At 60.7% G+C, this 26,552-nt stretch carries 23 protein-coding genes and 1 pseudogene; 11 read left to right on the top strand and 13 right to left on the bottom strand.

The window, feature by feature from the left end; translation table 11 throughout:
• The first annotated feature begins 28 nt into the window (after positions 1-28).
• Positions 29-1,057 carry a glycosyltransferase gene (locus JIN81_RS05160; RefSeq protein ID WP_200277306.1) on the top strand — a complete coding sequence of 343 codons (1,029 nt, stop codon included), beginning with the start codon at positions 29-31 and terminating at the stop codon, positions 1,055-1,057.
• Here JIN81_RS05160 and JIN81_RS05155 read toward each other — a convergent pair.
• The 5 genes and pseudogenes from JIN81_RS05155 to JIN81_RS05135 form a co-directional block, all read right to left on the bottom strand.
• The gene (locus JIN81_RS05155; protein WP_200277305.1) at positions 1,047-1,910 is read right to left on the bottom strand and encodes a DUF3472 domain-containing protein; all 864 of its coding nucleotides are present in this window, start codon (positions 1,908-1,910) and stop codon (positions 1,047-1,049) included. The genes JIN81_RS05160 and JIN81_RS05155 overlap by 11 nt on opposite strands.
• A 126-nt stretch (positions 1,911-2,036) precedes the next feature.
• Positions 2,037-3,413: a DUF4340 domain-containing protein gene (locus JIN81_RS05150; protein WP_200277304.1), complete on the bottom strand. Its 1,377-nt coding sequence runs from the start codon at positions 3,411-3,413 to the stop codon at positions 2,037-2,039.
• A gap of 21 nt (positions 3,414-3,434) precedes the next feature.
• A complete protein-coding gene (locus JIN81_RS05145) occupies positions 3,435-5,405 on the bottom strand; it encodes a GldG family protein (protein WP_200277303.1) in 1,971 nt (656 codons plus the stop codon).
• A gap of 36 nt (positions 5,406-5,441) precedes the next feature.
• Positions 5,442-6,176: an ABC transporter permease gene (locus JIN81_RS05140; protein WP_200277302.1), complete on the bottom strand. Its 735-nt coding sequence runs from the start codon at positions 6,174-6,176 to the stop codon at positions 5,442-5,444.
• Between the two features lie 123 nt (positions 6,177-6,299).
• Positions 6,300-6,965 (bottom strand): annotated as a pseudogene (locus JIN81_RS05135) (ABC transporter ATP-binding protein); the annotation flags it as partial.
• Positions 6,966-7,093: 128 nt separating this feature from the next.
• On the opposite strand from JIN81_RS05135, the gene JIN81_RS05130 reads away from it, so the two are divergent.
• The gene (locus JIN81_RS05130; RefSeq protein WP_200277293.1) at positions 7,094-7,618 is read left to right on the top strand and encodes a hypothetical protein; all 525 of its coding nucleotides are present in this window, start codon (positions 7,094-7,096) and stop codon (positions 7,616-7,618) included.
• Positions 7,619-7,638: 20 nt separating this feature from the next.
• On the opposite strand, the gene JIN81_RS05125 is transcribed toward JIN81_RS05130, so the two are convergent.
• On the bottom strand, positions 7,639-8,298 hold the full coding sequence (locus tag JIN81_RS05125) for a nitroreductase family protein (protein WP_200277291.1): 660 nt from the start codon (positions 8,296-8,298) through the stop codon (positions 7,639-7,641).
• 47 nt (positions 8,299-8,345) lie between these two features.
• Here JIN81_RS05125 and JIN81_RS05120 point away from each other — a divergent pair, with 47 nt between their 5' ends.
• On the top strand, positions 8,346-9,314 hold the full coding sequence (locus JIN81_RS05120) for a PhoH family protein (protein WP_200277289.1): 969 nt from the start codon (positions 8,346-8,348) through the stop codon (positions 9,312-9,314).
• 60 nt (positions 9,315-9,374) lie between these two features.
• On the opposite strand, the gene JIN81_RS05115 is transcribed toward JIN81_RS05120, so the two are convergent.
• Positions 9,375-9,746 (bottom strand): hypothetical protein, encoded by a 372-nt coding sequence (locus JIN81_RS05115; protein ID WP_200277287.1) that lies wholly within the window; start codon positions 9,744-9,746, stop codon positions 9,375-9,377.
• Between the two features lie 108 nt (positions 9,747-9,854).
• On the opposite strand from JIN81_RS05115, the gene JIN81_RS05110 reads away from it, so the two are divergent.
• The 4 genes from JIN81_RS05110 to JIN81_RS05095 all read left to right on the top strand — a co-directional run bounded on the left by JIN81_RS05110 (position 9,855) and on the right by JIN81_RS05095 (position 14,486).
• Complete coding sequence (locus JIN81_RS05110) at positions 9,855-11,900, top strand: histidine kinase (RefSeq protein ID WP_200277285.1); 2,046 nt, start codon at positions 9,855-9,857, stop codon at positions 11,898-11,900.
• A 69-nt stretch (positions 11,901-11,969) separates the two neighbouring features.
• Complete coding sequence (locus tag JIN81_RS05105) at positions 11,970-12,653, top strand: response regulator (RefSeq protein WP_200277284.1); 684 nt, start codon at positions 11,970-11,972, stop codon at positions 12,651-12,653.
• 255 nt (positions 12,654-12,908) lie between these two features.
• Positions 12,909-13,688, top strand: coding sequence for a phosphatase PAP2 family protein (locus JIN81_RS05100; protein ID WP_200277282.1), 780 nt, complete (start codon positions 12,909-12,911; stop codon positions 13,686-13,688).
• A gap of 66 nt (positions 13,689-13,754) precedes the next feature.
• A complete protein-coding gene (locus tag JIN81_RS05095; RefSeq protein ID WP_200277280.1) occupies positions 13,755-14,486 on the top strand; it encodes a class I SAM-dependent methyltransferase in 732 nt (243 codons plus the stop codon).
• A 239-nt stretch (positions 14,487-14,725) separates the two neighbouring features.
• Here the strand turns inward: JIN81_RS05095 and JIN81_RS05090 are convergent, their stop codons facing one another.
• Together JIN81_RS05090 and JIN81_RS19430 are read right to left on the bottom strand one after the other, a co-directional pair.
• The gene (locus JIN81_RS05090; protein WP_200277278.1) at positions 14,726-15,130 is read right to left on the bottom strand and encodes a hypothetical protein; all 405 of its coding nucleotides are present in this window, start codon (positions 15,128-15,130) and stop codon (positions 14,726-14,728) included.
• Positions 15,131-15,150: 20 nt separating this feature from the next.
• Entirely contained in the window at positions 15,151-15,648 is a 498-nt protein-coding gene (locus JIN81_RS19430) for a rhodanese-like domain-containing protein (protein ID WP_325100849.1), read from the bottom strand.
• Positions 15,649-15,773: 125 nt separating this feature from the next.
• On the opposite strand from JIN81_RS19430, the gene JIN81_RS05080 reads away from it, so the two are divergent.
• Positions 15,774-17,012 carry a PQQ-like beta-propeller repeat protein gene (locus tag JIN81_RS05080; RefSeq protein ID WP_200277274.1) on the top strand — a complete coding sequence of 413 codons (1,239 nt, stop codon included), beginning with the start codon at positions 15,774-15,776 and terminating at the stop codon, positions 17,010-17,012.
• Between the two features lie 2 nt (positions 17,013-17,014).
• Here the strand turns inward: JIN81_RS05080 and JIN81_RS19425 are convergent, their stop codons facing one another.
• Positions 17,015-17,713, bottom strand: coding sequence for a CPBP family intramembrane glutamic endopeptidase (locus JIN81_RS19425; RefSeq protein WP_200277272.1), 699 nt, complete (start codon positions 17,711-17,713; stop codon positions 17,015-17,017).
• Positions 17,714-17,792: 79 nt separating this feature from the next.
• Complete coding sequence (locus JIN81_RS05070) at positions 17,793-18,248, bottom strand: nuclear transport factor 2 family protein (RefSeq protein WP_200277270.1); 456 nt, start codon at positions 18,246-18,248, stop codon at positions 17,793-17,795.
• Positions 18,249-18,387: 139 nt separating this feature from the next.
• On the opposite strand from JIN81_RS05070, the gene JIN81_RS05065 reads away from it, so the two are divergent.
• Together JIN81_RS05065 and JIN81_RS05060 are read left to right on the top strand one after the other, a co-directional pair.
• Complete coding sequence (locus tag JIN81_RS05065) at positions 18,388-19,470, top strand: alpha/beta hydrolase fold domain-containing protein (RefSeq protein ID WP_200277268.1); 1,083 nt, start codon at positions 18,388-18,390, stop codon at positions 19,468-19,470.
• A gap of 204 nt (positions 19,471-19,674) precedes the next feature.
• Positions 19,675-20,307, top strand: a complete 633-nt coding sequence (locus JIN81_RS05060) for a type II secretion system protein (RefSeq protein WP_200277266.1) — start codon at positions 19,675-19,677, stop codon at positions 20,305-20,307.
• A 120-nt stretch (positions 20,308-20,427) separates the two neighbouring features.
• Here JIN81_RS05060 and JIN81_RS05055 read toward each other — a convergent pair whose 3' ends face one another.
• Both JIN81_RS05055 and JIN81_RS05050 read right to left on the bottom strand, forming a co-directional pair.
• A complete protein-coding gene (locus JIN81_RS05055) occupies positions 20,428-21,774 on the bottom strand; it encodes a DEAD/DEAH box helicase (protein WP_200277264.1) in 1,347 nt (448 codons plus the stop codon).
• Between the two features lie 233 nt (positions 21,775-22,007).
• The gene (locus JIN81_RS05050) at positions 22,008-25,061 is read right to left on the bottom strand and encodes a matrixin family metalloprotease (RefSeq protein WP_234044498.1); all 3,054 of its coding nucleotides are present in this window, start codon (positions 25,059-25,061) and stop codon (positions 22,008-22,010) included.
• Between the two features lie 357 nt (positions 25,062-25,418).
• Between JIN81_RS05050 and JIN81_RS05045 the strand changes: the two genes are divergently transcribed.
• Positions 25,419-26,543 (top strand): Re/Si-specific NAD(P)(+) transhydrogenase subunit alpha, encoded by a 1,125-nt coding sequence (locus JIN81_RS05045; RefSeq protein WP_200277260.1) that lies wholly within the window; start codon positions 25,419-25,421, stop codon positions 26,541-26,543.
• Positions 26,544-26,552: the final 9 nt, after the last annotated feature.

The raw sequence follows: 26,552 nt of genomic DNA, 5'->3' as shown, positions 1-26,552 counted from the left end.
TGGTGCGTCGGGCGGGAAGCTCCGCGCCATGTTCCGGGTGTGTCACGTGCTAGCCAGTGTCGGGGAAAAGGGTGGACTGGAGAAGAACGTGATCGAGCTGGCCAACCGCCAGGCATCACTGGGTCACGAGGTCAGTGCGGTGGCTGATGAGACGATGCGGGAGCACTTCTCCTCCGACGTGAGGTTTGTCGCGCACCCGATGTCCGGAGGTCGCTTGAACCCGTGGAACCTCGGGGCTCTCAAGCGGCGGATCGTTTCCACGCAGGCGCAGATCGTCCACGCCCATGCCAACAAGGCGGGAGCGATGGTTCGCAGTCTGCGTGACAAGCTGGGGAAAATGAAGCGGGTCGCCACGGTTCAGAACATCAAGCGGAGTGCGAAACCGTTCCGGGATTACGATGCCATCATCACGGCATCGGCGCAGGTGAAGGATTCGCTCGGCGGACTACCCGCGACGGTGATCTGGAACTCCATCGAGCCGCCTCCGGCAGGGACCAAGGAGGCCGCGTTGGCGACGGAACCTCCGTTTCTCGGTGGACAGGAGCCCGTCTTCTGCACGGTGGGACGTCTGGTCCCGGCCAAAGGCATGGACCTGCTGCTTCAGGCCGTTGCGCAGGTGCCCGGCTTCAAGCTGTGGCTCGTCGGGGACGGCTTTCAGCGGAAGATGCTCGAAGGCTTGATTGAAGAGCACGAGCTCGGCGAGCGGGTGTGGATGGCGGGGCACCGCGATGATGCGGTGGGCCTGATGGGATGCGCCGACTTGTTCGTGGTGGCGTCGAGAAATGAGGGTGGACCCTACACGCTCGCCGAGGCACTTCACATGGATGTGCCGTGCATTTCCACGAGGGTGGGATTTGCCGCCGAGTTCCTTCCGGACGGGGCGCTGATGGAAACCCACTCGGTCGATGAACTGGTGCGCGGTCTGAAGCTGGCACTCGGCGACCTCGAGGGCCTGCGCGAGATGCTCAAGCCCTCCTTCGAGCTGGTGGCCAGGGAAGTGACTCTGGATGCGATGACCCGGAAGGTGCTCGCGGTTTACGAGCGGATCACAGCTTGAGATCGGAAAGCGCGGGTTTGTCGGCCGCGGGCTTCGGGCGCTTCATCATGTCGCGCAGTTTGGTTTTCTCGTTCTTGGTGTCGCCACCAGTCTGGAGAAAGAACCCGTCCTCCACGGGAGCGGCGTCGATGGCATTCGACGGGGTCGGGTCGGCGGTGAATCGGGCCTGGATCAGGGGGTGCCATGCTCCCTTGGTATCCATTGCCCAGCCATTCACGAATCGCGCGCGCCTTGCGATCTTGGCGGACTCGTAGTTTCTCCTGAAGTCCTCGACGAATGAGTAGAGTCCGGCGAGCGGTGCTCCGCTGTGGGTTCGGAAGGATGCCATCAACTGCCACTGCTTACGGGATGCATCGTAGAACTGTCCCGTGTAGGTGGTGAACTCGCCTTCGGGTTTGGCGTGGACGGCGAAGCGAACAGGTTCACCGATCTTCCAGTCGTAGTCATAAAAGCTCTGGCTGCCCGTTCCTTCGCCGCTGAAGCGGCCTTTCCGGACGCCGTCGCCGACCTCGATGACGCCGACCCGGTTGGCTTCGGCGGTGTCCTGCTGGCGGTCAGTCTTGTTGTTCGGGTCGTGTTTGTCCCACACGGAAAAGATCACGACCTTCTTGCCGCTGGCGAGTTCCTGCATGCCGAAGTAGCCGCGATTGAAGCCCAGCGCGCAAAAGTAGGTGCCGGGTGCGGATTTCTCCGCGATCACATCGATCAGGGCCCATTCCGAGGCGGGTGCCGGGTAGCCGAGGTGGATCGACCGGCATTGCCGTTTTGCGAGCTCAGCGGGTTCGATGGCGTTGGCACTGCCCGTCAGGGCGGTTGCAGCAAGCATTGCCGCAAGCATGGATGAGCGTTTCATGATGGCGGAATCTACGTCTGAATGGGCACGAGGTTTCATTTTATTTCCGTTTTCATGAGAAATCAGGACAAAAAAGAAGCCCGCTGTTGCCAGCGGGCTTCTGAGGGAGTGGAGGGTGGGAAGCGCTTATTCTTCGCTCGGCTCGCCCTCGTTGTCGGGCTGCGCCTTGGTGCCTTCCTCAGGCTTTTCCTCTTCTTCCTTCGGAGGCATGGGCGGAATGGCGATTGGAGGGGTCACCGCCTGAGTCCGGCGTTTCGGTGGCGTCGGTTTCGCAGGCTGGGACGGAGGGCGCTGCAGCATCGGGGGAGCGGTGTTGCCAGCTCCGGCCTGGGGTTGGGCCTGGGCGGGAGGAGCGGACTTGATCAGGCCGGTGCGGTCTTTCAGCAGGGGATCGACCGTAAACTTGGTCACTTGGTAGGTGATTCCCTCCAACTTCTTGGTCTCAGCGAGTTTCTCTTCAAGCTGCTGTTTGCGCTCGGTGAATGCCTCGTCCTTCTCCTTGGCATCCTCTTCGGATTCGCCGTCTTCCTTTTTCCGCTCTGTGGGAATCTCGGAGGTGGTGGTGACCCGCAGCAGGTAGGCATCGTCCGCGGCGTCTTCATCGGCCTTCTTGCGAGGTCCGAAGGTGACGTTGTAGGTGAAGCCTTCCACGGTTTCGATCACCGCGGTCTGGCGCTTGTCCTTGTCCCAGGCGTCCTCCGCTTCTGACGCGGGCACGACGTCTTCGAAGCGGGCGTAGGAGAACAGGTTCTTGATCGGATTGATGGCGGAAGTATCGAGGTTTTCCTCGGGTTTCTTGCCTTCAAGCTCGAAGTCGGAAGCTTCATCCGGCCGTGTGAGCTTCCATTGGATCTCGTTTTCCTGACCCGGCTTGCTGACGGCTACGGACTGGATCTTCTCGACCTTGAGGAATGAGTCATCGAGCCAGCGGGTGATGTCGGGATCGAGGGTGGGGAACAACTCGCTGGTGACATAGACGCCCGAGTCGTCCGCCTCGTTGCGGACAAAGCGTCCGGTCGACCCGCCGCCGAACGGGCTGCTTGACGAACCGCTTTCCAGGTTCCGCCCGAAGGTCAGTTCGGCCAATACCTTGCCGTCCGTTCCCTTCATCACGAGTGCCGTGCCTTTTTCGGCATCATCCTCGGCCTTCGGGTCCATGCCGAAGCGTGGGGCGAATTCCGGATCCGCCTCGATGCCTTGCGTCACCTTCACTTCGGCGACGGTGCGCAGCAGGTCGTTGATGTTTTTGGTGTTCGCCGGGTAGTTGTCGCGTTCGGCGACCACCCAGCCGGATGCTTCCTTGTTCATCGTGACGGCTTGCTCGCCGCTCTTGATGGTCAGGCGGGTCACATCGGTGGCCGGGAAGTCTTCGAGCAGGGTTTCGCCGCGTTCGCGTTGGGTGGCGCTTTCGAAGCCATCCTTGCTGGATGAGTTCACGGCGATCAGCGCGACGACGAGGACGACGGCGATGATCCAGAGGACGAGGATTTGTCTCTTGTTCATGATCGTGGGTCGTTGGTGGGTTTAGCGTGCACGGGTGCGGGCGCGACGGGCGGCGAACAGCCCGAGGCCGATGAGGATGATGATCGTGGGAACTCCCGCGATGTTGTATTTGATGATGGTTCCAGCAATGGCGTCCTTGTCCCGGCGCAGATCCTTGCGCAACTCGCGGATCTGCTTGCGGGCATCGACTTCCTCGGCACGGAATTTGCGGAGTTCCTCCTCCTGCTCAGGAGTGAGGTAGAGTTGGTCGCCCTGGCTCTTCTGCGACTGCAGCTCGTTGATGCGCTGCTGGGCTTCCTGCGCCTTTTCCTCGAACTCGACGATCTTGGCGCCGACCCGCTGGTTGGCATCGGCCTCCATCTCACGGAACACGGTGAACGGACGGCTGGTGGCCGCACGACTGCGTGAGCCGATCAGGTGGGTCGAGGATGCGGCTTGGTCGATGAGGTTGAAGAACAGCGAGGAGTTGCCGTTGATCGGTTGGGCCAACTGCATGTTGCCGAGGCGTTGTACCTGATAGGCGAAGTTGTCGTAAAAGGCGTCGACATCGGCGATGAGGAAAACGTTGCCCGGTTTGGTGCCCTCCTTGAGCGATTCGGCGGCGGCGGGTTCCTCCTTGGTGGTCTCTTCCCCGACGTTTTCGGATTCGTCTCCTCCGGTCGCGACAGGTGCTTCGTCACCTTGTTCCTCTTCGGCTTCTTCTTCGGTTGCTGCCGCGGGATCGCCATCAGGGAAGGCGGTCTTGAAGGTGCCGTGGAGGTGAAGGGCGAGGTCGTAGGTCTTGCCGTCGGGACGGAAGGTGGTGATCAGCGAGGGATCGAGGCGGGAGGCCGGCATGTTGTCGACCAGGCCGGATTCCGGAGACGAGGTGATGAGGCTGTCCATTTCCACGCCGGAGCCGCCCTTCTTGATCATGCCACCCGGAAGGAAGAGGGTGACGCTGCTGAGGTCACGGGTGACGATGCTGTCTTCCTGGGGCATGCCCTCCTGGGGCACGGTAAGCACGGCGAGACCGGGACGGCCTCCCTGCATGTTGGTCTGGTAGCGACCATCACCGACCACCTGGTTGGTTGCCATCTCGACGCCCCATGCCTCCATCAGTTTGGGGAGATCGGAGGATGTGGGCAGGCCGGGCTGACCCATCATCGGGTTGCCGCCTCCGGTCATCTGTGCGGCGACGGAGAAGGGGTCGATGCAGGCCATCACGGTGCCGCCCTGCAGGATGTACTGATCCAGCGCGAACTCGGCCTCCGGAGTGATGCCGGCGGGGTGGATGAGCAGGACCATGGAGTATTTTTCCGGGTCGATCTCTGCGGGGGTCATGGTCAGGTCTTCGACCTCGTAGGACTGCTGGAGTTGGTTGTAGATCACCCATGGCTGGGTCGGCCGGGTTCCGGGCATGGCAGCGGGGCCACCGCCGAGGTCCAGCGCGGACATCACACCGATCAGCGGCTTGCGCGCGGCGCTGACTTCCGCGATCCGGCGGGAGATCTCATACTCGAGCATGGTCTCGTCATTGGGATCGAGGAAGGGGATGGTGCTGGTCCGGTCGAGGCACGAGATGGCGAGGCCGAAATACAGGTTCTCCTGATTGATGGACTGGCCGCTGATGCCGTCGAGGTTGGCGGCGTCTTCGGCGTCGGTGTCGGGCTCAGGATCGAGGTTTTCGATCTGCAGCTTGCCGTCGGACAGGCTCTCGTATTCCGCGAGCAGGTCATCGACCCGGCGCATGTGGAGCTTCATCTCCTCGGGGAGGTAGTTCGTGCTACGGGTGGCGTAGTAGCGAACGACGACGGGTGCGGCGAGCTCGTCGAGGATGCTCTTGGTTCCGTCGGAGAGCGAGTGGATCTTGTCCTCGGTCAGGTCGAGCGTCTTGTGGCCGATGCCGAGTTTGGCAACCAGCACGTTGCCCGAGATGACGATGATAAGCAGGGCGGCGATCGCGAGGATCGCGCGGCCCACGGGGTGGATGGATTTTCCTTCCTGGCTCATGATGTTGTAGGTGGAGTTTGGGTTGGAAATGCGGGGTCAGGCACGCTTGGCGGACAGAATGGCGCTGGTGCCGAGGAGTGAGGCGACGATGAATGAGATGAACCACACGAAGTCCTGCAGGCGGAATGAGCCGCGGGCGAGTGACAGGTAGTGGTCCCACACGCCGAGTGCGGTGATGGCGTCCTTGATGCCTCCGGGCAAGGTTTTCGAATACTGGCGGACGAAGGGCTCGAAGCTGGCGAAGACCAGGCCGATGCAGATCGCCGAGGCAACGATCAGGCAGACGACCTGATCGCGTGTGAAGGCGGACACGAGCAGCGTGATGGCAAGAAAGGTGCAGGCCAGCAGGTAGGTGCCGATGTAGCCGGAGATGATGGCGAGGTTGTCGGGTTCGCCGAGCCAGTTCACCGTGATCCAGATGGGGAAGGTGAGGAGGATGGCGATGAGCCAGACGGTGGCGGCAGCCTTGAATTTCCCCTGGATCACGGACCACAGGGAGATGGGGTAGGTGCCGATCAGCTCGATGGTGCCGCTGCGGAGTTCCTCCGACCAGAGGCGCATGCCGACGGCGGGCACGAGCACCATCAGCACGAACGGCTGATAGAGGAAGAAGGAGTAGGTCAGCGAGGCATCGCCGGTCTCGATGAAGTTCCCGAGGGTGAAGGTGAATACCATCGAGAGCAGCAGGTAGATGACAATGATGGCGTAGGCGATGGGCTGGCTGAAGAAGCTCGAAAGCTCGCGTTTGAAGATGGTCCAGACGTCTTTCATGGTGGTTTCCGTGAAGTGGGTTGGTTCGGTGGGAATGGATCAGGCAGCGTCCTCGCTGGTTGCCGATGAGGCGGTGTCCAGGGTGGTGACCTGACGGAAGAGGTCGGTCAGTGAGCCGGTGCCGGATTTCGCGATCAATTCGGCCGGGGTGCCGTCGACGACGATCTTGCCGCGGTCGACGATGACGGCGCGGGTGCAGGCGGCTTCGACTTCCTCGAGGATGTGGGTGGAGAAGAGGATGGCCTTGTCCTCGCCGAGGCGGCGGATGAGTTGGCGGACCTCGTGCTTCTGGTTCGGGTCGAGGCCGTCGGTCGGTTCATCAAGAATGAGCACGTCGGGGTCGTGGAGAAGTGACTGGGCGAGGCAGGTCCGGTGGCGGTAGCCCTTGGAAAGGGTGTCGATGGATTGATTCGCCACGCTCTGCAGGAAGCAGGTCTCGATGGCCTTCTCGACGGAGTCCTTTTTCGCGCTGCCGGAGAGACCGCGGATCTCGGCCCCGAAGTTGAGGAAGCCGATGACGGTCATGTCATTGTAGAGCGGTGCGGATTCCGGAAGGTAGCCGATGTGGCGCTTGGCTCCCATGGGGTCCTGCACGACCGAGACGCCGCAGACGCGGATGCTGCCACTCGTCGGAGGAATGAACCCGGTGACCATGCGCATGGTGGTGGACTTGCCGGCGCCGTTCGGTCCCAGAAATCCGAGCACTTCGCCCTTTTTGACGGAGAAGCTCAGGTCATCGACGGCAGTCTTGCTGCCGAACTTCTTGGTTAGGTTTTCGACTTCAATCATGGTGTGTCGCTGTGGGTTTGCCATCGGCCATAGCGGCACCGTGGCAGGTGCGTGTTTTGAAAAAACTGAAATCGTTTTTTGGCAAGTGAAAATCTAGTGTCTGAACGGGAATGGACCAGAATCATGGCATGAATCTCATTTCACGTGTGTCGCTTCCTCCGCCTTATCGGCCTTCGCCGTGGGCGGAGCTGATGGTGACTGCGGTGAATGCGGGATGTTTGTGGTGGTTCACCTGGATGCAGATGGTGGCTGCCTGGATCTATGGCGTTCCCGGCTTCTCTGGAGGGCGATCCAGCATCATCTCCCTGGTTTTTTACGAGCCTGCAGGTGATTTCCCATGGTCGCTGGCTGGCATCTTCCTCGTTCTCAGTGTGCTCCTGGCCGTATTCTGCCTGATGGCGACCTATCAGATGGTCCGCGGTAAGCCGGGAAGCTCCAGGATGATGGCAGTTGTCGGGTTCTTTGCCGTGATCCTCCTCGGATTTTCATGCTATGTCCAGCAAGGTCAAAAACGGCATGTCGAGGCTCTTGAGTGGTACATTCGAACCGAAGATGAACTCGGGGGCGAATGGTATGGAGGTGAGTGGGATAAAGAGCGTGAATTTCTTCGTGAGGCGATCAAACGGCACCGGCAGGACATGGGAGAAGATTGATGTCGCCGACCGCTCCCTGCTCAATGCCAGCTCGCGATTTCGTCGAGCGGCTTCTTGGTGATCACGGGGACGTGGCAGTCGTCGGCCGGGTAGCCGACGACAAGGAGCAGGAATGGTTTTTCGGACGCGGGCCGGTGGAGGATTTCATTCAGGAACCGCATCGGGCTCGGGGTGTGGGTGAGCGTCGTGAGTCCCGCTTGGTGCAGGGCGGCGATGAGGAAGCCGGTGGCGATGCCGACGGATTCTTTCGGGTAGTAGGTTTTCGTCTCCCGGCCTTCGGCATCGAGCGTCTGGGATTGCTGGAAGATGGCGATCAGGGCGGGGGCGTGTTCGAGGAAGGGCTTGGAGGCATCGGTCCCGAGAGGGGCGAGGGTGTCGAGCCAGTCCTGGGGAGCCCGCCCGCCGTAGAATTCGCGTTCTTCCGCCTCGGCGGCCACGCGGATGGCGCGTTTGGTGTCGGGCCGGGTGATGACAGCGAAGTGCCATGGCTGCAGGTTCGCTCCGTTCGGGGCGCTTCCGGCGGCGAGCAGGCAATCCTCGATGATTCCATCGGGGATCGGGTCCTCCGAGAAGTCGCGGACGCTGCGTCGGCGGCGCAGGTGGGTGGAGAATGTCCGGGCCTGATGCTGCATTTCAGACGGGGTCAGGCGGGTGAAATCGAGGCGGTGGGTGTCGGCCATGGAGCTTTGCGGTTGAGGAGTGGCGGGGCCTTGGTTAGGGAAGCGCGATGAGTGCAGACGAGATCGAGGTGAAACTGGAGTTTGAGACGGCTCCGTTCCTGCATTCGTTGTTCGCGAATGATGCGGAGGAATTGAAGTTTCTGGAAGAACGACTTGAGGTTCGGACGGTGACGCGGGACGGCTGGCTGCTGGTGGTGGGGCCGGAGGCTGGAGTGCGGGCGGCCGAGCGGGTTTTCGCGGATCTGGAGCAAGCGAAGCGCAGCGGGGCGGAGATTTCGTCGCGGGACTTCCGCTTGGCGGTGGAAGTGGGAGCGAAGGGCGGCGAGACGGGGGTCAGCCAGCTGAATGGAGTGCGTTTGCTGGGGCGTCGGGGGCGACGCCCGGTCGTGCCCAAGACGCCGAGGCAGCTCGAGTATTTGCGGACGATCGAAGCGAACGATGTGTGTTTCGGTCTCGGGCCGGCGGGAACGGGCAAGACCTACCTGGCGATGGCGATGGGGCTGACCATGCTCAAGCAGAAGCTCATCCACCGGGTGGTCCTGACCCGTCCGGCGGTGGAGGCGGGCGAGGCGCTCGGCTTTCTGCCCGGGGATATGCGTGAGAAGGTCGCGCCGTACTTGCGGCCTCTTTACGACGCCATCCACGACATGATCGGCATGGAGGAGGGGGAGCGATATCTGGAGGACGGGACGATTGAGATTGCACCGCTGGCATTCATGCGTGGGCGGACGCTGGCTCGCTCTTTCGTGATCCTTGACGAGGCTCAGAATACGACGCGTGAGCAGATGTTCATGGCGCTGACGCGGCTGGGCGAGGACTCGCGGATGGTGGTGACGGGCGATGCTTCGCAGGTCGATCTCAAGCGGGGGATTTCGTCCGGTCTGGCGGAGGCCGAACGCGCCTTGGAAGGGATTGCCGGGATCGGATTCGTGCGATTCCAAGGTGAGGACGTGGTGCGCCATCCCGTGGTGGGACGGATCATCGCGGCCTACGATCGGGCGCGGGGGACTGAGTAGTCCATGTCAGTGTTCGAGAGCCTGAGCCCCCATGATGGCAATGGGGGCTCCGTCGTCCCCCTAGATCCATCGCTGGATGGCTTCGACCGTGTCGTAGGGAGAGGTATTGAACGCAATCTTCGAGTGGGGTGCCTTGAGGTGGATGATGTTGAGGATCTTCTCGAACAATGGCAGAAGGTCCGGGTCGGTTCGCACTCCGGCACCAATCATGACGATCTGCGGTTGGAAGCTCTCGAGGTGCGTTGAGACCTGTTGCCCGGCGGATTCACCGGTGTCGGTCAGACACCATACTCCTTCGAAGCCGGCGGCTTCCAGTTCAGCACGGGCTTGCTCGAAGGCATTATTCAGTTTCTCCGGGCTCAACTCGGGCCATTTGGTGTAGTCGACGCTTGAGGGATGGAGACCAATGAGAAGGACTTTTGGGGCACTCATGGAAGCAGCGTGATCCAGCTGTCAAGCCGACCTCGGTGAGCCGGGTGGCGGGGGTGTCGATGAATTCGACTGACCTTCCGGAAACGAGTGCGTTAGTCTCCGGGCCACATGAGGTTCCCACGATTGAGCATCCCGTTCGTCCTTGTTGGGGTGGTGCTTCCCGCGTTGGCGGAGGAGGGCGGTTGGGACGAGCGGTTGGCTCGGACGCTTTCGGGGCGTCTGGCTGAGGCCGAGGCTGAGCTCGGCAGGGTCGAGGAAGAACTGCCGGGCCTGCCCGGCCTGCCGGCGGATGACCAGGGTGGAACCGGCGGGTTTGCCAGCCTCCATCCCCAAGCGGTGCCGAAGAAGGCCGGGGACCATGCGGTGTCACTGGTTTTCGAAAAGGAAGCGCGGGTCGGGATGGTCGCGCTGGTGCCGGCGAGGCGGTATGAAGTGGATGGATTGGACCCGCAGTTCGGCATGCCTGATGCGTTCAAGCTCGAGTTGCTTGATGAGAAGGGTGCGGTGGTGAAGGTGGTCGCCAACGAGCATGGCTTGTGGTCGGACCCGGTCAGGGCGGGACATCCTTTCGTCTATGAGTTGGCGGAGCCGGTGGTGGCTTGGGGCATGAGGATCGTGGCGGGCCGGCTCGCTTTGGATTCGGATGTTTCCGACAGCTACGTCCATGCCTGGGCCGAAGCGATGGTGTTCGATGGGGAGGAGAATGTGGCGCGGCGCGCGACTGTAAAGGTGGCGGGGAGCATGTCGCCGGCGTCTCCGTGGCACTGGAGGAATGAGTTCCTGCTGGATGGTCAGACGCCGCTGGGGCTGCCGGAAGTGGTGGATGGCGAGCATCGGAACGTGGGCTGGATCTCCAATGGCCGGGCCCGCGCGCTGGACGCGGCCTGGTTGGAGCTCGATCTCGGCGAGTCCCGTGAGTTCGACGGGTTGAAGTTGTTCCCGGCGAAACGTCCGACGGCGGATCTTCCGAGCGGGTTTGGTTTCCCCAAGCAGCTGCGTATTTCGGTGTCTGATCAGCGAGGAGGGCGTGAGGCGACGGGGCGGATCGTGCTCGAATCCGGGAAGCTGGGGAATCCGGGACACAATCCATTCTATCTGCCGCTCGAGCGGACGCGGGGGCGGTTCGTGCGGATCGAGGCGACCGAATTGTGGAAGGAGTTCGAGAGCTACCCGGCGTTCTTTGCGCTGAGCGAGATCCAGGTCCTTGACGGGGCCGGGAACGTCGCGCTCGGGGCGGCGGTCAGGTCACCCGACGGGATGGGCAATGTGGTGGCTCCCGGTTCGCGTTACTGGAGCGCGGTGAGTTTGTGTGACGGCTTCGGACCGGAAGGAAAACTGGTGTCGCGGAGGGAGTGGCTGAAGCTGCTGGACCGGCGGCTGGAGTTGGAAACGAAGCGCCATGAACTCGAGCAGGAAGTGCGGGACATCATCTACGGCTGGCGTCGTATGGGGTTTACCGTAGTTGCCCTGCTCGGGGCGGCGGGTGCTTTCGTCCTGATCGCCCTTCCCTTGAGATACCGGGTGCGTGAGAGGCGCGAGCTCGGCAAGGTGCGCGAGCGCATCGCGGGGGATCTGCACGATGAGGTGGGCAGCAACCTGGGCAGCATTCAGATGTTCGCCGACCTGGCGGAGGGGCGTTCGGGGCCCTCGGAGGAACTGAAGCGGATCCAGCGGATCGCGGCTGAAACGGTCAGTGCGGTGCGCGACATCGTGTGGTTGCTGCGCCCCGGGGGAGATCACCGGATCGGGACGGTGGAGCACCTTCGGGAGACGAGTTCGATCATGCTCGAGCCGATGAAGTGGGAGTTCACGGCCAATGAAGAAGCCTGGCAGGGGGAACTCTCGGATGAACAGAACCGCCATCTCTTCCTGTTTTTCCGGGAAGCGCTGCACAACATCCTGCGGCATGCGTCGGCCACCGAGGTGACGGTGCGGGTCGATCAGGACGAGGAGAGTTTTCACCTCGTCATCGCGGACAACGGCTGTGGCATCGACGAGAAGCGGATGGCGCGCAAGTCGACGCTGCGGGCGCTGCGCCAACGGGTCGCGGCGCTGGAGGCGACGATGGATGTGGAGACGGCGAGTGGCGAGGGAACCGTGCTCGACCTGAGGATTCCGCTCGCGGTGAAGAAGAAGCGCCGCAGGAAGTCGTGAGTGGCTTCCGGGTCGCGACCCTGACCTTGGGGGTTGCTGACTGAAGGGGATCGGCTAGTCTTTTCGGCAGTGTCAGAGGAAACGACAGAGGACGTGGGTGGCGAAGCGAAGTTGGTGCGGATTGTTCTCATCGAGGACCACGCGGATTTCCGCGAATCGGTATCGATGGTGCTGGAGCAGCGCGGAAACTACGAGTGTGTGGGCGAGTTCTCCAACATGGAGGATGCGCTGGAGGAATTTCGTGGAGGCTTGGAGACCGACCTTGTCCTGTCCGACCTCGGACTGCCCGGCATGAGTGGCATTGATGGCATCCGCCAGATCCGCGAGATCCTTCCGCTGGTGCAGGTGCTGGTGCTGACGGCCTTCACGGACAAGGCGAAGGTTTTTGCCGCGCTCGAAGCGGGGGCCCACGGGTATCTCGTGAAGGCGGGGAGCGCGACGCGTCTGATCTCGACCCTTGAGGAAGTGCTTGCGGGAGGAACGCCGCTGGATCCGAAGATCGCGGGAATGATCCTGCAGACCTTCCGGCAAATCAGCCCGGTGACCGAGGGCGAGGCGCTTTCCGAGAGGGAGCGCGAAGTGTTGCAGTTGTCCGCGAAAGGACTGACCCGCCAGGAGATCGCCGACGCCCTTGGCATCAGCCAGTATACGGTGACGGACTACATCAAGCGGAGCTTCGACAAATTGCATGTCCGCAACCTCCCAGCTGCCGTTAGTGAGGCGATCCGCCGTGGGTTTCTCGACCTGTCCTGAACTTTTTTCCGGTCATTTTCCGAGGTTTTCATCTGATGATCAGTGAGTTACGGGTATGCCCCAAATTATGGGGGCATGACGAATCACGCCAATTTGTGCATGTTTCATCCAGCTGCGAGGGAGACCCCAGCAAAACTTTAATTTCATGACAATTCGGGGGCCGCGTGAGTGCGCGGCCCCCACTTTTTTGCCCACGTGCTGGATTCGTCTTGGAAAGGGTTGTTTCGATGAGGGAGGACCGCATCATGGTGGCCCATGAAGGGGTTGATCGTGCTATGGAATCTGGTGGTAGTCGCGGTGGTGGCTGCCGATGATTTCAAGCACCTCTCTGGAGCCGGGGCGGATGCGGCCTGCGATGGAGTCGGGTTTCGCAACACGTCGGCCTGGGGGCGGGAGTTCAGTGAGTGGGCCAGGGGGCGGACGAAGTTCCTGCCTGCGGATTGGAAGCAGCGATTCCAACTGGTCGAGCCACCGGCGAATTCATCGGCACGCACGCGGGCTGAATTGGAGTTCCTGGTGGAGCAGATGGAGAAGCGTGAACAGCATCAGGAGGCAATCAATCGCGAGATCCTCGTGGAGAATTTCCGCTTTGGTGATCATCGCTATGAGGACCTGATCACGCGGAAGGAATTCTCGAAGACGGGTGAATTACTAAAGCTGGCGTATCTGGATCTGACGGTGGTGACCTTCGTCTTCAAGCAGCGTTTTGACCGGGTCCGACCTTCGGTGTTGGCTGGCAGGCTGGAGATCCCGCTTTCATCCTCGATCGAGATTCCCGGGCATCCGGCGTATCCAAGCGGGCATGCCACGGGGGCGTATGGGCTGGCGTATTTACTGCAGGAATTGAACCCCGATCAGGCGGGCCGCTATTTGGAGGATGCGCGCCGGATTGGAGAGAACCGGGAGGTGGCAGGGGTGCATTTCCCGAGCGATACCGAGGCGGGACGGTTGCTGGCGAGGCAGATCGTCGATGGGCTTCTGTCGAATTCGTCCTTCGTCCGTCTGCTCGAGGAGGCGCGATCGGAGTGGAAATAGGCGGTTTTTCCAGCGTATCGCGCTCGACCTCTTGTGAATCCCGGGTCTAGGGTGCCGCCGTCGACCATGAGCACGCCCCATAAACCGATCCTGAAACGCTATCAAACGGAGTCCGAACGTCCTGGATACGTGGAAGACCTGTTTGACCGGGGAGCTCCCTATTACGATGTCATCGGCAAAATCGGCTTCTTGGGAAGCGGCCATGCCTACCGCAAGCGGGCGCTCCAGCTGGCAGGCTTGAAACCCGGGATGAGGTTGATTGATGTCGCCTGCGGTACGGGTGCCGTGACGCGCCCCGGGGTTGAGATCGTCGGTGATGAAGGCTCGGTGGTCGCGGTGGATCCCAGCTCGGGCATGATGGCGGAAGCGAAGAAGACCATCGATGCCGATTTCCGTCGGGGACGCGCTGAGGAGCTCCCGGTGGAGGACAATGAGTTTGATTTCCTCTCGATGGGTTACGCCCTGCGCCACGTTTCGGATCTGGTGCTGGCCTTCAAGGAATACCTGCGTGTGCTGAAGCCCGGAGGGAAGGCCCTGATTCTCGAAATCTCCCGCCCGAAGACCAAGGTCGGCATGGCACTCGCGAAGCTGTATTTCCGCGACATCATCCCGGCCATGTCGAAGGTGGTGACGGGGAGTGAGGATGCGGAGGAAATGTTCGCCTACTACTGGGAGACCATCGAGGCCTGCGTGCCGCCGGAGGACATCCTTGCGGCGCTCAAGGAGGCGGGATTCAAGAACGTGGAACGGCGCCCGATCATGAGCATTTTCAGCGAATATCACGCTGAGAAGCCCTGAAGGAAGGTTTTTTCCAGGTGATTTCGGATGTAAGTCGCTCAAGGTAGGCGTCTTGTGGCTACGCCCCTATTTATGGGGGCATGACACGAAGCGTCATTTCGTGCATGTTTCACCCAGCTGCGAGGGAGACCCCAGCGAAACTTTAATTTCATGACAATTCGGGGGCTGCGTGAGTGCGCAGCCCCCACTTTTTTGTCCGGAAGGCAGGGATTTGTTGGCGGAGGTCGCCGAGAAGGCATTCAGGGCTTCGGGGGCAGTGCGGGAACCGTGTGGTCGAGGTAGGTCGGGCAGTGCCCGCCCGAAGTCGCTTGTTGGATCACGATCCGGCGATATCCCCGCTTGATGAAGTAACTCCTCAAGCGGTCAACCTCTTCACGGAGTTTCTCATCGGGCCATCTTTGCTTGGCGATGACGACGACAATGAGGGCCTTGTGTTTCTGTTGATCGAAGAACTGGCGAAGCTGTTTCAGGTCGAGGCGTAGGGTGCGCCCGTCCGTGTTCTTGATTCCGAGATCCATTGAGCCGTCTCCGTGATAGTCGACCAAAGTGTCGGCGGAGTCGCGGAGTTCAAAGGGGTCAGGTGATGACGGCGTCCCGAAGCAGGCTGCGAACTGGAGGAGCAGGAGAAGGGGGATTGCTTTCATCACGGAAAAGTGAGGAGGAATCATTCCATGCCCGCCTGTTTCCACTCGGCCCACCCGCCACGGTAGATGGAGGTTGAGTAGCCACGTTCCGCGAAGGCCTTGGCGGTGTTGTGGGCATCGGGGCAGTCCTCGCCATCGCAGTAGAGGACGACGACTTTCCCTTGGGCGATGGCTTCGTCGATCTGATTGCGATGTTTCGTGAAGCTGCTTTCGAAGCTGCTGAGGGGAAGGTTGATGGCGCCGTCGATGTGTCCCAAGGCAAACATGACGGAACGCCGAACATCCACGACGAGGGTCTTGCCCTCGCTGCGCATGACGAAGAACTGATCCAGCGGCATCTGGGTGATGGTGCCGCGTTTGACGGTGGGAGTCGGGGCGGGGTCTACCGCAGGTTCCGGGGTGGTCTTTGCAGCAGGCTTCGGTCGCACTGGGGGAGGAACCGGGGCGACTTCTTCGACCGATTGACACGACGCCAGCACCAGCGATGCCAGGGTGCTGCGGAGGAGTGGTCGTTTCACCCCGGGAGTGTGGGCCTCGCCAAGCTCCACCTCAAGTCTGCATGATGTCCCTTGCATGCCGAGAGGATGAGGGGAAGAGTCATGGCGCCATGGGACAGGGAAGTCGTCTGGCAATTTCCGAAGTTATGAAATTGATCCAACAAGTCGGGCTGGCGCTGGGGCTGGGATTCGTCGCCTCAGCAGGAGAATGGCGCGAGTTTCATGGGCCGCTTGGCAATGGGGTGGCTGAGAGCGACGGGCCTTCGTCGTGGACTGCGAAAGAGGGCGTGGCTTGGAAAGTGGCGGTGCCCGGTTCGGGGTGGTCGACACCCGTCTTCGCCGATGGGCAACTGGTCCTGACATCCGCCACGAAGGAGGGATCGAACACTCATCTTGAGGTCATGGCGTTTCGTCCCGAGGACGGCAAGCTGCTGTGGCGAACGGTGGCTCTGAAGCCCACGGAAGCCGAGGTGGCGGCCATTCACCCGAAGAACAGCCTGGCGTCTCCCACTGCTCTCCTGGCCGACGGTCGGGTGTATGCGCACTTCGGGCATATGGGCACCGCCGCGCTGGATGCGAAGACCGGCAAGGTGCTGTGGACTCGCAAGATTTCTTACAAGCCGAAACACGGCGGAGCATGCACCCCGATCCGGGTGAATGACCTGCTGGTCTTCAGTGCGGATGGGGAGGAGAAACCGACGCTTGTCGCCCTCAAGGCGGATTCCGGTGAAATCGCCTGGCGGGTGGAGCGGAATGTGGAGGTGACGAACAAGTTCTCCTTTGCTACGCCGGTTGCCGCCGAGGTGGATGGGTCGATGCAGATCATCAGCAGCGCGAGCAACATGGTCGGCGGCTACGATCCGGCGGACGGGCGATTGATCTGGAGGGTGGATTTCAATGGCTTTTCGGTCACGCCAAAGCCCGTCGTCTCGAAAGGGCGTGTTTTCGTCAGCACCGGGTTCATGACTCCCAATCTGTTGAAGATTCGCCTCGAGGGGGCGAAGGGCGATGTCACGCAAACGCATGTGGAGTGGGAAGTGGAGAAACAGATCCCGAAGATTCCATCGTTGGTGGTCGATGAGGGAGCGATCTACTCGGTCGATGATACGGGCCGGGTGATCTGCCTCGACGAGGGAACGGGAGAGTTGAAGTGGCGCTCGAAATTGCCAGGCAACTTCTCGGCCTCTCCGGTTCTCACGAAATCGGGGCTTCTTTATGCTCCATCCGAGGATGGTGTGTTTTTCGTAATGAAAGTCTCTCCAGAGGGAGGAGAGTTGGTTGAGCAAATCGAGATGGGCGACCGTCTGTTCGCATCACCCGTGGTGATTGACGGAGCGATTTACCAGCGCTCCGAAGGTTTCCTGTGGAAGATCACCGGAAAGTAGGATCAGACGGCGGCGGTGGACTGGATGAGTTGATAGCCGACGGCCATCAGCATCACGTCGACGCAGAGGTGGCTGATCCAACAACCGAGCAAGCCACCATGTTTCTCGTACATCCATGACCAGACCAGCCCTCCGATGGCGACGCAGCCGGCGAGGAAGTACGCGAGTGGAGCCGGGAAGAACTGCAGGGTGACGACCAGATGGTGGGCGGCGAATGAGAGGGCGGCGAGCACGTGGGCCCATCGTCCAGCGAGGCGCTCCCGGAGCTGCCCATAGACGAACCAACGCCAGTAGAACTCCTCAAGTCCTGAGTGGATGAGGGAAATGAAAACAGCGAAGAGCAGGTAGTGGTCATCAAAGCCGAGACCATCCGCGCGGTCTGCAATGGCCGCCGCGGAGTCCCGGATCATGGATCCGATGGGGCTGAGCATGGCCAGCACCCCGACCGCGCAAATGGTGAGTCCACTACCCAGACCCCACAGGATGGAACTTTTCTTCGTTCCTGCGGCGGGCACCAGTCCCTTGGCGCCGATCCAACGCAGGAAGATGAACGGATAGACCAGCGTGAAGACCTTGGTCAGTGTGTAGGCGGCCTGCCCGACGGCACCTTCCGCAAACCACACGAAGTAAACAAGCGAGCCGAGGAGGGGGACGACCATCGCCGGGATGATGACCGACCAGGGAAGTGCGTGGGATTTCACGAAAGGATCTGTAGCGGATCGCCTTTGATCCGTGGAATCGAAAGGCGATTTCCAAACATCGACGCTGTCGATGCCTGGTTCATCGGGTCATCGTGTTGTGGAAGAGCAGCACCTTCCACTTGCCGTTCTCGCGGGAGAACACACGGGTGAACCGGAATGTTGATGCAGGCACGGGTTTTCCAGCGCGAACGGCCCTCGCGTCGATGAGTCCCGTTGCAATCGCGACATCTCCCTTGATGTGCCATTGGAGTTCAGGCGTGGTGTAGGTCTCGAAGACGAGGGTGCCATCTTCGATGTCCTTGAGGAACTGGTCCTTGCCCATGGTCGAGCCGAAGACATTGTTGTGGACGTGGGCATCCGAGAGCATTTCGCGGAGGACGGGCAGGTTTTCCTCCTGATAGGCCTGGGTCAGCTTTGAATTCAGTTCGGTGAGTTCCTTGGCTGGTCCGCTGTCCTTCTGCCAGGCCGCGGGTTTGGCTTCGTCGGCGGATGCGGTGATTGAAGTGAAAAGGGCGATGAGAAGTCGGATCGTCATTCCGCAGTGTTAGCGTGAGCGCCACGGCTTCACAAGCAGCAGGAGGACCGGGTGAGCCCGATCCCCGGGATTTTTGGTTGCGCGACTTCATCTCGTGACCTGGGTTAATTCCGTGATGCAGAGATTCCCATTGACCGTCATGACCGTGCTCCTCGCCGCAATCTCGGTGGCTTGGAGTGCCTCCGAGTTGCCCCCGTTCGAGGCGCTTGACAAGGATCGCGATGGGCGCCTCTCGAAGCTCGAACTGCCGGTCGAACTGCAGGGATTCTTTGACAAGGTCGATCGCGATGGCGATGGCTTCGTATCGCGCCTCGAAGACCGAGGCGTGCGTGCCTTCCTGAGGAAGCAGGCCGACGCCCCGCCTCTGGCGGGAGTGGAGGTCGTGAAGAATGTCGACTACGTGGGTGATGGCAACACGCGTCAGATGTTGGACATTTACCGGCCGAAAGTCCGTGGAGATGCGCCCTTGCCGGTGGTGTGCTGGATTCACGGTGGCGGCTGGCGACAAGGGAGCAAGGACAGGGCTCGTCGGCTCGAGGAATTGGTGGCGACGGGCAATTACGCGGGAGTCTCGATTGGCTACCGTCTGACCCAAGAGGCGACCTGGCCGGCTCAGATCCACGACTGCAAGGCGGCGATCCGCTGGTTGAAGGCAAATGCCGAAGAGTATGGCCTTGATGCAAGCAGGGTGGCGGTGTGGGGCGCTTCGGCAGGAGGGCACCTCGTCGCGATGCTCGGTGTGAGTCAAGAGGATCCCAAACTGGAGGGGAAGCTGGGTGAGCATCTGGATGAATCATCCAGTGTGCGCTGTGTGGTCAACTTCTTCGGTCCATCCGAGTTGCTCGTGATGGATGAACAGGGAAGCGTGATGAACCACTCAGGTCCGAATTCTCCGGAGAGTCTGTTGGTGGGTGGACCGATCGCCCAATTTCCCGAGGTGGCCAAGGAGGCATCGCCCATTCACCATGTGGATGGGAAAGCCGCCCCGATGTTGCTGGTCCATGGAACCAGCGACAAGTTGGTGCCATACGGGCAGTCACTCAAGTTGTCGAAAGCCCTGCAGTCTGCGGATGTGGAAGCTCCATTGATCACGATCAAGGGGGGTGGACATGGGAATGGATTCGGTCGCTCGGTGGACCGGGTGGTGGCGCAATACCTTGGTCAGCAACTGCTTGGTGAAGCGGGTCGGGTGGGCTCGCAGGAATTCCGAACCGGCGAGTGATTCGAGTCATGAGGACCGACGGAGCAATCAGGGCGCTCTGAGTTAGTCGAATTCATGGGATAGTTCGCGGAGTCGCGTGGCATGGCGGGGCAATTGCTCTTCGTGTGTCGGCCAAAGTCGTGTCGCAAAGGGCATGTACAGATCATGAACAAGACCGATGAGGCCTTCTAACAGAATTCTATTCCAAATCACTCGCATATGAACATGAAGAACCATCCAAGAGTCAACTCGAGCCATCGAAGTGGATTCACCCTGATCGAACTCATGATTGTTGTCGCGATCATGGCCGTCCTGGGAGCACTGGCATTCGGTGTCGCCTCCAGGGTGAAGACCAAGGCGAAACTTTCGACCAGTGTGCAGAGGGTCCGTGATCTGGGTCCCATGCTCATGGCATACTCGCAGGATAATCAAGGGCGCCTTCCTGTATGGCGGGATGGCGAGGTCTACTGGTGGCAGGAACTCGTCGATACCGAGGAGTATGACCCTGCGGATTTCTTCAAGAGCCCGGGGCACCGCGAGTTCGATCCCGACCGGGTCGAGGCAACGATTTCCTACGGCTGGAATGTTCGCGTCCTTGGACGTGGAACGAGTGACGATGATGGGGATACTGCGACTCCGAAGAGAATGGTCAATTTCCGTCGTCCAGCTTCAACCCTCGTGCTCGCCGACGGTGCGAGGAAGGATGGTTACGGGATGATCGAGCCCGGTGGTCCGTTGCCGGATCCGGAGCGCTATGGTGGCGAAGTTGCGGGCTTGATGCTTGATGGCTCGGCCCGGGTGTTTGATGCAGTCGATGACTTCAAGGTCGACTCCGAGGTCTTTCAGCAGCCCCTGTAGTTGAGTGTTTTGCGCATGGCTGTGGTCCGGTTTCGCTTCCTCACCGTGGGGGGAGCTTGCCGGACCACGTTGTGTCAGGGGGCATCCGGCGCTGTTGCAAGACTGAGTTCCTGACAAGGCTCAGGAGCGGGATGCCGGGCGTCGACGGCGGCGTCGACGGTTCCCTGTGCCACTCGCGGTCTTCTTCTTCGCGGGTTGGGTGGGGCGGCGGTTCTGGTAGTCCGCGGCGAGATCGGGTGCGTGCCATTCGTGGTCGGTATCGACCGGGATGCTCTGCTTGATCTGCTTCTCAACAGCGCGGAGTTCCTTCATTTCATCTTCCGTGCAGTAGGTGACGGCATGGCCGGTTTCGCCAGCCCGACCAGTCCGTCCGATCCGGTGGACATAGGCTTCCGGTTCCTTTGGCAGGTCGAAGTTGATGACGAGCGTGACGGCTTTGACGTCGACTCCGCGCGCGGCCACATCGGTGGCGACGAGGACGGGAAGTTTACCGCTGCGGAACCGGTCAAGGGTCTTGTCCCGCTGGGGTTGCGATCGGTTTCCGTGAATGGCCTCGGAAGTGATGCCGTTCTTGTTCAGAAGGCGTGAGAGTTTGTCACAACCGTACTTGGTCCGGCCGAACACGATCGTGAGCTCACCCTTGGGCTGGGACTTCAAGGTGTCCACAAGCATGAGTCGCTTGTGATCGCGTTTCACGAAGCGGACCGTCTGCTCGACCTTCTCGGCCGTGGTGGTTTCCGGGGCAATCGTGACGGTTTCAGGATCACGCAGGATGTTATGCGCCAGTTCGACGATGGATGGAGCCAGCGTGGCGGAAAAGAAGAGTGACTGACGCTTGCTGGGAAGCATCGAGACGATCCGGTTCACATCCTTCAGGAAGCCCATGTCGAGCATGCGGTCGACCTCGTCGAGGACGAAGAACTCGACGGCTGACAGATCGACATAGCCCTGCTCGATGAGGTCGAGCAGGCGACCGGGGCAGGCGACGAGGACATCGGTTCCCTTGCGCATCGACTGGACCTGAGGTCGTTGTCCGACTCCTCCGAAGACGAGGGCGTGCCGGGTATCGAGGTGGGTCCCGTAAGCTTCGAGGCTCTTGCCGACCTGGGTTGCCAACTCACGGGTTGGGGTGAGGACGAGCACGCGTGCTTGTTTCGGTCTCCGCTTTCCGGGGCGGGTGTGCAGGGCGTGCAGGATCGGGAGGGAGAAGGCTGCCGTCTTGCCGGTGCCGGTCTGGGCGCATCCGAGGAGATCACGACCCTCAAGAAGGAAGGGGATCGATTGGGCCTGGATGGGCGATGGGATTTCGTAGTTCCGCTCGCTCAGAGCGCGTTGAATCGGGGCGGCGAGCGGGATATCCGCGAAGGTCTTGGGTGTCATGATGTGGTGTGGCAGGACCATCGGTTGAGGTCCTGCGGCGTTGACGATGATGTGCTTGGTTTGGTCAGACCGGGTTGAATCACTCATCGAAAGGAGATCGACACCGGCTTGCGGCACGTCGAATCGCCCGCCTGCACCCACATTCAAGGGAGCGGCGGAGGGATAGTCGGACTTCGGGGAATAGCAAGGATTAACTTGATTGGAGGAGTCATGAAAGCAGCGAGGCGTCCCGGATGCTCCCTCGGGTGATGGTCTTGTTAGAGAGCAGGATCGTACTAGCCGATCCATGGGGATTCACGACAGCTCTTTGCTCTGAAGGTTCAGGGGATGAGGGTCGCTCGAAGTCGCAAGTATCGCTGCGGCCCGTCACGAGGAACCGAGAAGCCCGACGCGGTTTGACTGACATCTTCCGTGTCCCAGGAAAGCAGGTCGGTGGAGGTTTCTCCTGTGACAAGCACATCACCAGGTAGATCCAAGGCGGGAAGATCAAGGCTTAGGGTGCTCGCTGTGAGTTGGTGGGTGACGATGGGTGAGCTTGCCGCAATCAGAGGGTCGGTATTGAAAGCATATTCGAAGAGGTTGCTCCAGCGATCGCCGTCGTCGTCTGCTTCCGGAGAAGGATTCAGCCCGGCAAACGAATTCGCCCATGTGGCAAAGGTGACCTGAGGTTCCTGGATCACGAGGCTGATCTCGGAGGATGTTGATGGTGTGAATCCGGGTTGGTCGTTCGGAATGAAGATCACGAGGTCCTCGACGCCTTCGGTTTCCGCATCGGAGATGGCGGAGAGGTCGAAGCTGATGCTGGTCGAACCACTTGGCAAAACGAGGTCGAGATCCTCTGCGAGGTCGTCGCTGTCCGCGGTACCGGATGTCATCAGGGTGAGCTGCAGGTCGCGAGCCAAAGGCAGCGGGGTGCTGATGGTTCCGGATATGGTCGATGATGGATTCCCTTCTTCGAGGGAGTTGCCATTGGCTGTGATCGAGAGGGAAGGGCGGAAGGGAAGGCAGCTGGAGGTTCCGGTGATGAGCTCGACGTCATCCAGATACCAGCCGATGTCATCGAAACTGGAGTCGGAAGCGCTGATCCAGCGAAACCGGATGCTTTGTCCCTGCCATTCTGGGGGGAGGTCCATGGACACGGTCAGGTAGCCTCCGGAGTCCCCGCTCCATGCCTCACGGGATGCAATGGGGGACTGATAGCTTCCGCTGATAATGTCGTTGTAGCCACCGCTGGTGCTCACTCCTGTCGCCAGCTGAAGGTCGAACCACGGTCCCCCGTCGAGAGAAGCTTCAAGCACACCGCCATCATAGCCTGACTCAAGATCATAACTGTGCCGGAAGGTGAGGGAACTTCCGGTTCCTAGCAGAGATGCGGGCGAGGTGAGGATGGCTTCTCCCACGCTGGTGGCGGAGTCTCCGAATGCGGACCTCGGTCCGCTGTTTGGATTGGCGGTCGTGATGTTCCAGTTCTGTGATGCACCGGTGGTGGTGCCGACCCAGCCATCGGGGAGAACGGGAAATTCGTCGAAGTTCTCGCTCAGGGCGGCGGCGGGTCCGGCATCGCCGAGTGTGACCTCGATCGTGGCGCTGGATTGGTAGCCATTGGCTGCACTGAAATCCACGGTGAGGTCCACGGTGTCGCCGCAGTTGCCGTCGAGGGCAAAAGTGAAGATCCATTGCCCGCTGCCACCCGCATTGAGATCGGTGGCCGGTGTGGTGGTCGTGAATCCAGTGAAGGAGGCTGGTCCACTCAGGGTCGCCTGGAGGTTGCTGGCGTCGATGCCTCCTTGGTTTGTGACATCCAGTGCAAGTTGAATGGTTTCCCCCGGGTCGGGGAATCCATTGGCGGGGACGTTGGATTCATCGATCACGGTCTGCCCGACGATCTTCACCAGTGGTGCGTCGGGAAGGGCTTCGACAAGCAATTCGAGGCGGTAGAGTTGGGCGGCGTTGGCGTTGTCTCCGTTCACCCGGATGAAGTAGCTGCCGCCGTCCGGTAGATCGAATGCGGTGATTTCTTCGCCGGCCCCGGAAGGAGCGGCATCCGAGGACGCAAGCACCGTGGTGCCGTCCGCGGCCAGAAGCTCCAGCGTCAGGTTCTGGCGGTTGGTGGGATCGAATGGGGTTCCAGCAGTGCAACTCCCGTCATTGTTCTGGGCGCCTTCAAGGTAAGTGGTTCCGAAGCTCACGGGATCCGATGGAATCACACGGATCGTCACTTCGCGGTTCGGTGCGGTGGTGATGCGGAAGTAGTCGACGTCGCTGTTGTCATCGATGCTCAACCATTGCCACGCCGATGTCGTTTCTTCGGTAAATTGCAGCACCTCGGAGAGCGATGGGGCATCGTTGTTGGTCCGCGTATCACCGACTTCGAATACGTCACCGTATTGACGCTGTAGCGAATAGGTGTCGTCAAACTGCAGCCCCCTGAAGTTGGTAGCTGCGAATGGCTCCATCAACTTGGTGGTATTGATCGGGCAGACATGGTCGAGTCCGAGGGCATGCCCCAATTCATGGGTGAGGACGTTGACGAAGCGGATCGAGTTGTTGGTAGTGTTGTTGAAGAAGGAATCCGCGGAATCAAATACGATATCGCCGTAGTCCGGAGCGTAGGCAAATGCGAGCGTGCCGCTGTTGCCATCCAGGGCTCGTGCCCCGAAACGAATGTCACCGCGCGAGTTGGTGGAACCTGTCCGAAACGTGCTGAAGGCCGAACCGGTATCGAGGGATTGATAGACGAACCGCAGTCCGGTGCGGGCGGAGATATCCGCGAAGGCTTCTTCAAAGAGCGGGAACCATGGTTCGTTCTCGAGGGTGCCACCATTGGTGCCGTAGATCCCGGTAAGCCATGCGATGAGGTCCGAGCCCGCAGTGCCTGAGCTGAGGCCCGGAACATTCGTGCCATCGGGAGCGATACTCCATGTCAGGGTGACGGGTTGGCCTTGGATCTCATTGTTCGTGCCACTGAGGGCGGTGCGGTTCCAATGGCCGCTGCCCAAAAACTGGTTGGCCTGGATGCGCAACTCTCCGGGGGCCATTCCTCCCTCGATCTCGATCCGGCGGAACGTCTGTACGACGGCATCCGGGGTGTCGGGTGCCCAACAGATGTAGCGTCGGAATTCCGGATCGAGGGTGCCGAGTTGTCGTTGGTAGCTGCGAGCCTGCTCCTGGTAGCCTTCCGGCAGGCGTTCGATCATCTCATCGGTGGAAAGCCGAGTGAGCTCCGGCGAGGCAGCACGGTGGAGCGACTGATGCCAGTGGTGTTCCTCGAACAACTGCCGGGCGTCGGCCATTTCGACCCAGGCTTTTCTGTCCGTGCCCTCCGACGGTTCCATGGCGGACGGGCGGATCTCGGGCCTTTCGGGATCCACCATGGCGTAAACTTGTCCGACCGAGCGGGATGGGGGGTGAGAGGTTTCTTCAGCGGCGATCGAGGAAGTTGGATCGGGCTGAGACTGCAAGTAGCCAAAGACGACTGCGCCCAGGAAACCGAGAAGGAGGAGAAGAGATGGGCGCGGAAACATGACTACGAAGATTCAATCGTAAAGCAGTCCAAAGTGTTTTCAAATTCGGATTTCGTGCGCCTTGCCCGTCCTTGCGCCCCGGGCGGTGAACCTCCCACTGGGATGACACGAAAGAAACGTTTCTTCCGGCTATTGATCTTGAGATGTGGGGCTTGGGGATTTTGAATGAAGGCCCAGCCACGGTGATGGGGGTAGCCCTTTGATGTGATGTTGATATTTGTTCCGAAAGAAAGCGTGGAAGGTGAGACCCGGGTGGCTTTGGTGCCCCCGTCGGTGAAAAAATTGATCGGAATGGGTGCGGAATTGGCCGTGGAATCCGGGGCGGGAGAGGCTGCGGGATATCCGGATTCCGACTACTCGGATGCAGGTGCTGAGATTCGTGAGCGTGAGGACGGCCTGAAATCTGCGGATCTGGTGCTGAGGGTGCGGCCGGCGGATCCACGGGAGGTGGCACTGCAGAAGCGGGGTTCGATGGCATCCGGGCTGATGGACCCGTTTGGATCAGAGGATTTGATGAAGGCGCATGCGGATGCCGGGATCAGCGCCTTGTGCAGCGAGTTGATTCCGCGTTCGACGATTGCGCAGAAGATGGACGTGCTGAGCAGTCAGGCGAATCTTGCCGGTTACATGGCGGTGGTGATTGCGACCGAGCGTCTGGATTCCATTCTGCCGATGATGATGACTCCCGCCGGGACCATTTCACCGGCCAAGGTCTTCATCATTGGCGTCGGCGTGGCCGGATTGCAGGCGATTGCGACCGCGCGTCGTTTGGGGGCCAGGGTCGAAGCCTTTGACACCCGCCCGGTGGTCGAGGAGCAGGTGAAGTCGCTGGGTGCCAAGTTCGTCAAGATCGACATCGGTGATACGGGGCAAACCGAGCAGGGCTATGCGAAGGAATTGACGCCCGAGCAGGTGAAGATGCAGCAGGCCGGAATGGCGAAGGTCTGTGCATCCTCCGACATCGTGATCACGACTGCCAAGGTGTTCGGGCGGAAGGCGCCCCGCCTGCTCTCGGCGGAGATGCTCAAGGGGATGCGTCCCGGCAGCATCGTGGTGGATTTGGCTGCCGAAAGTGGAGGCAACGTCGAGGGAACGGTCTGCGATCAGGAGATCGTGACGGATGCCGGGGTCCGGATCATCGGTTGGGGGGCTCTTGAATGCCGGGTTCCGCGCGATGCCAGTCAGATGTATTCCTCCAACATGGTGAACCTGATCGAGCACTTCTGGGACAAGGAATCCTCGTCCCTCCGCCTGAATTTCGATGATGAGATCATCACCGGCTGTCTTCTCACCCACGAGGGCAAGATCGTCCACGAACGGTTCACTTCCTAAATCATCCAA

It is taken from the genome of Haloferula rosea, assembly GCF_016595525.1.
GTDB lineage: Bacteria > Verrucomicrobiota > Verrucomicrobiia > Verrucomicrobiales > Akkermansiaceae > Haloferula > Haloferula rosea.
The sequence above is the reverse complement of the archived record's forward strand: the minus strand, read 5'-3'. Positions and strand labels throughout refer to the sequence as shown.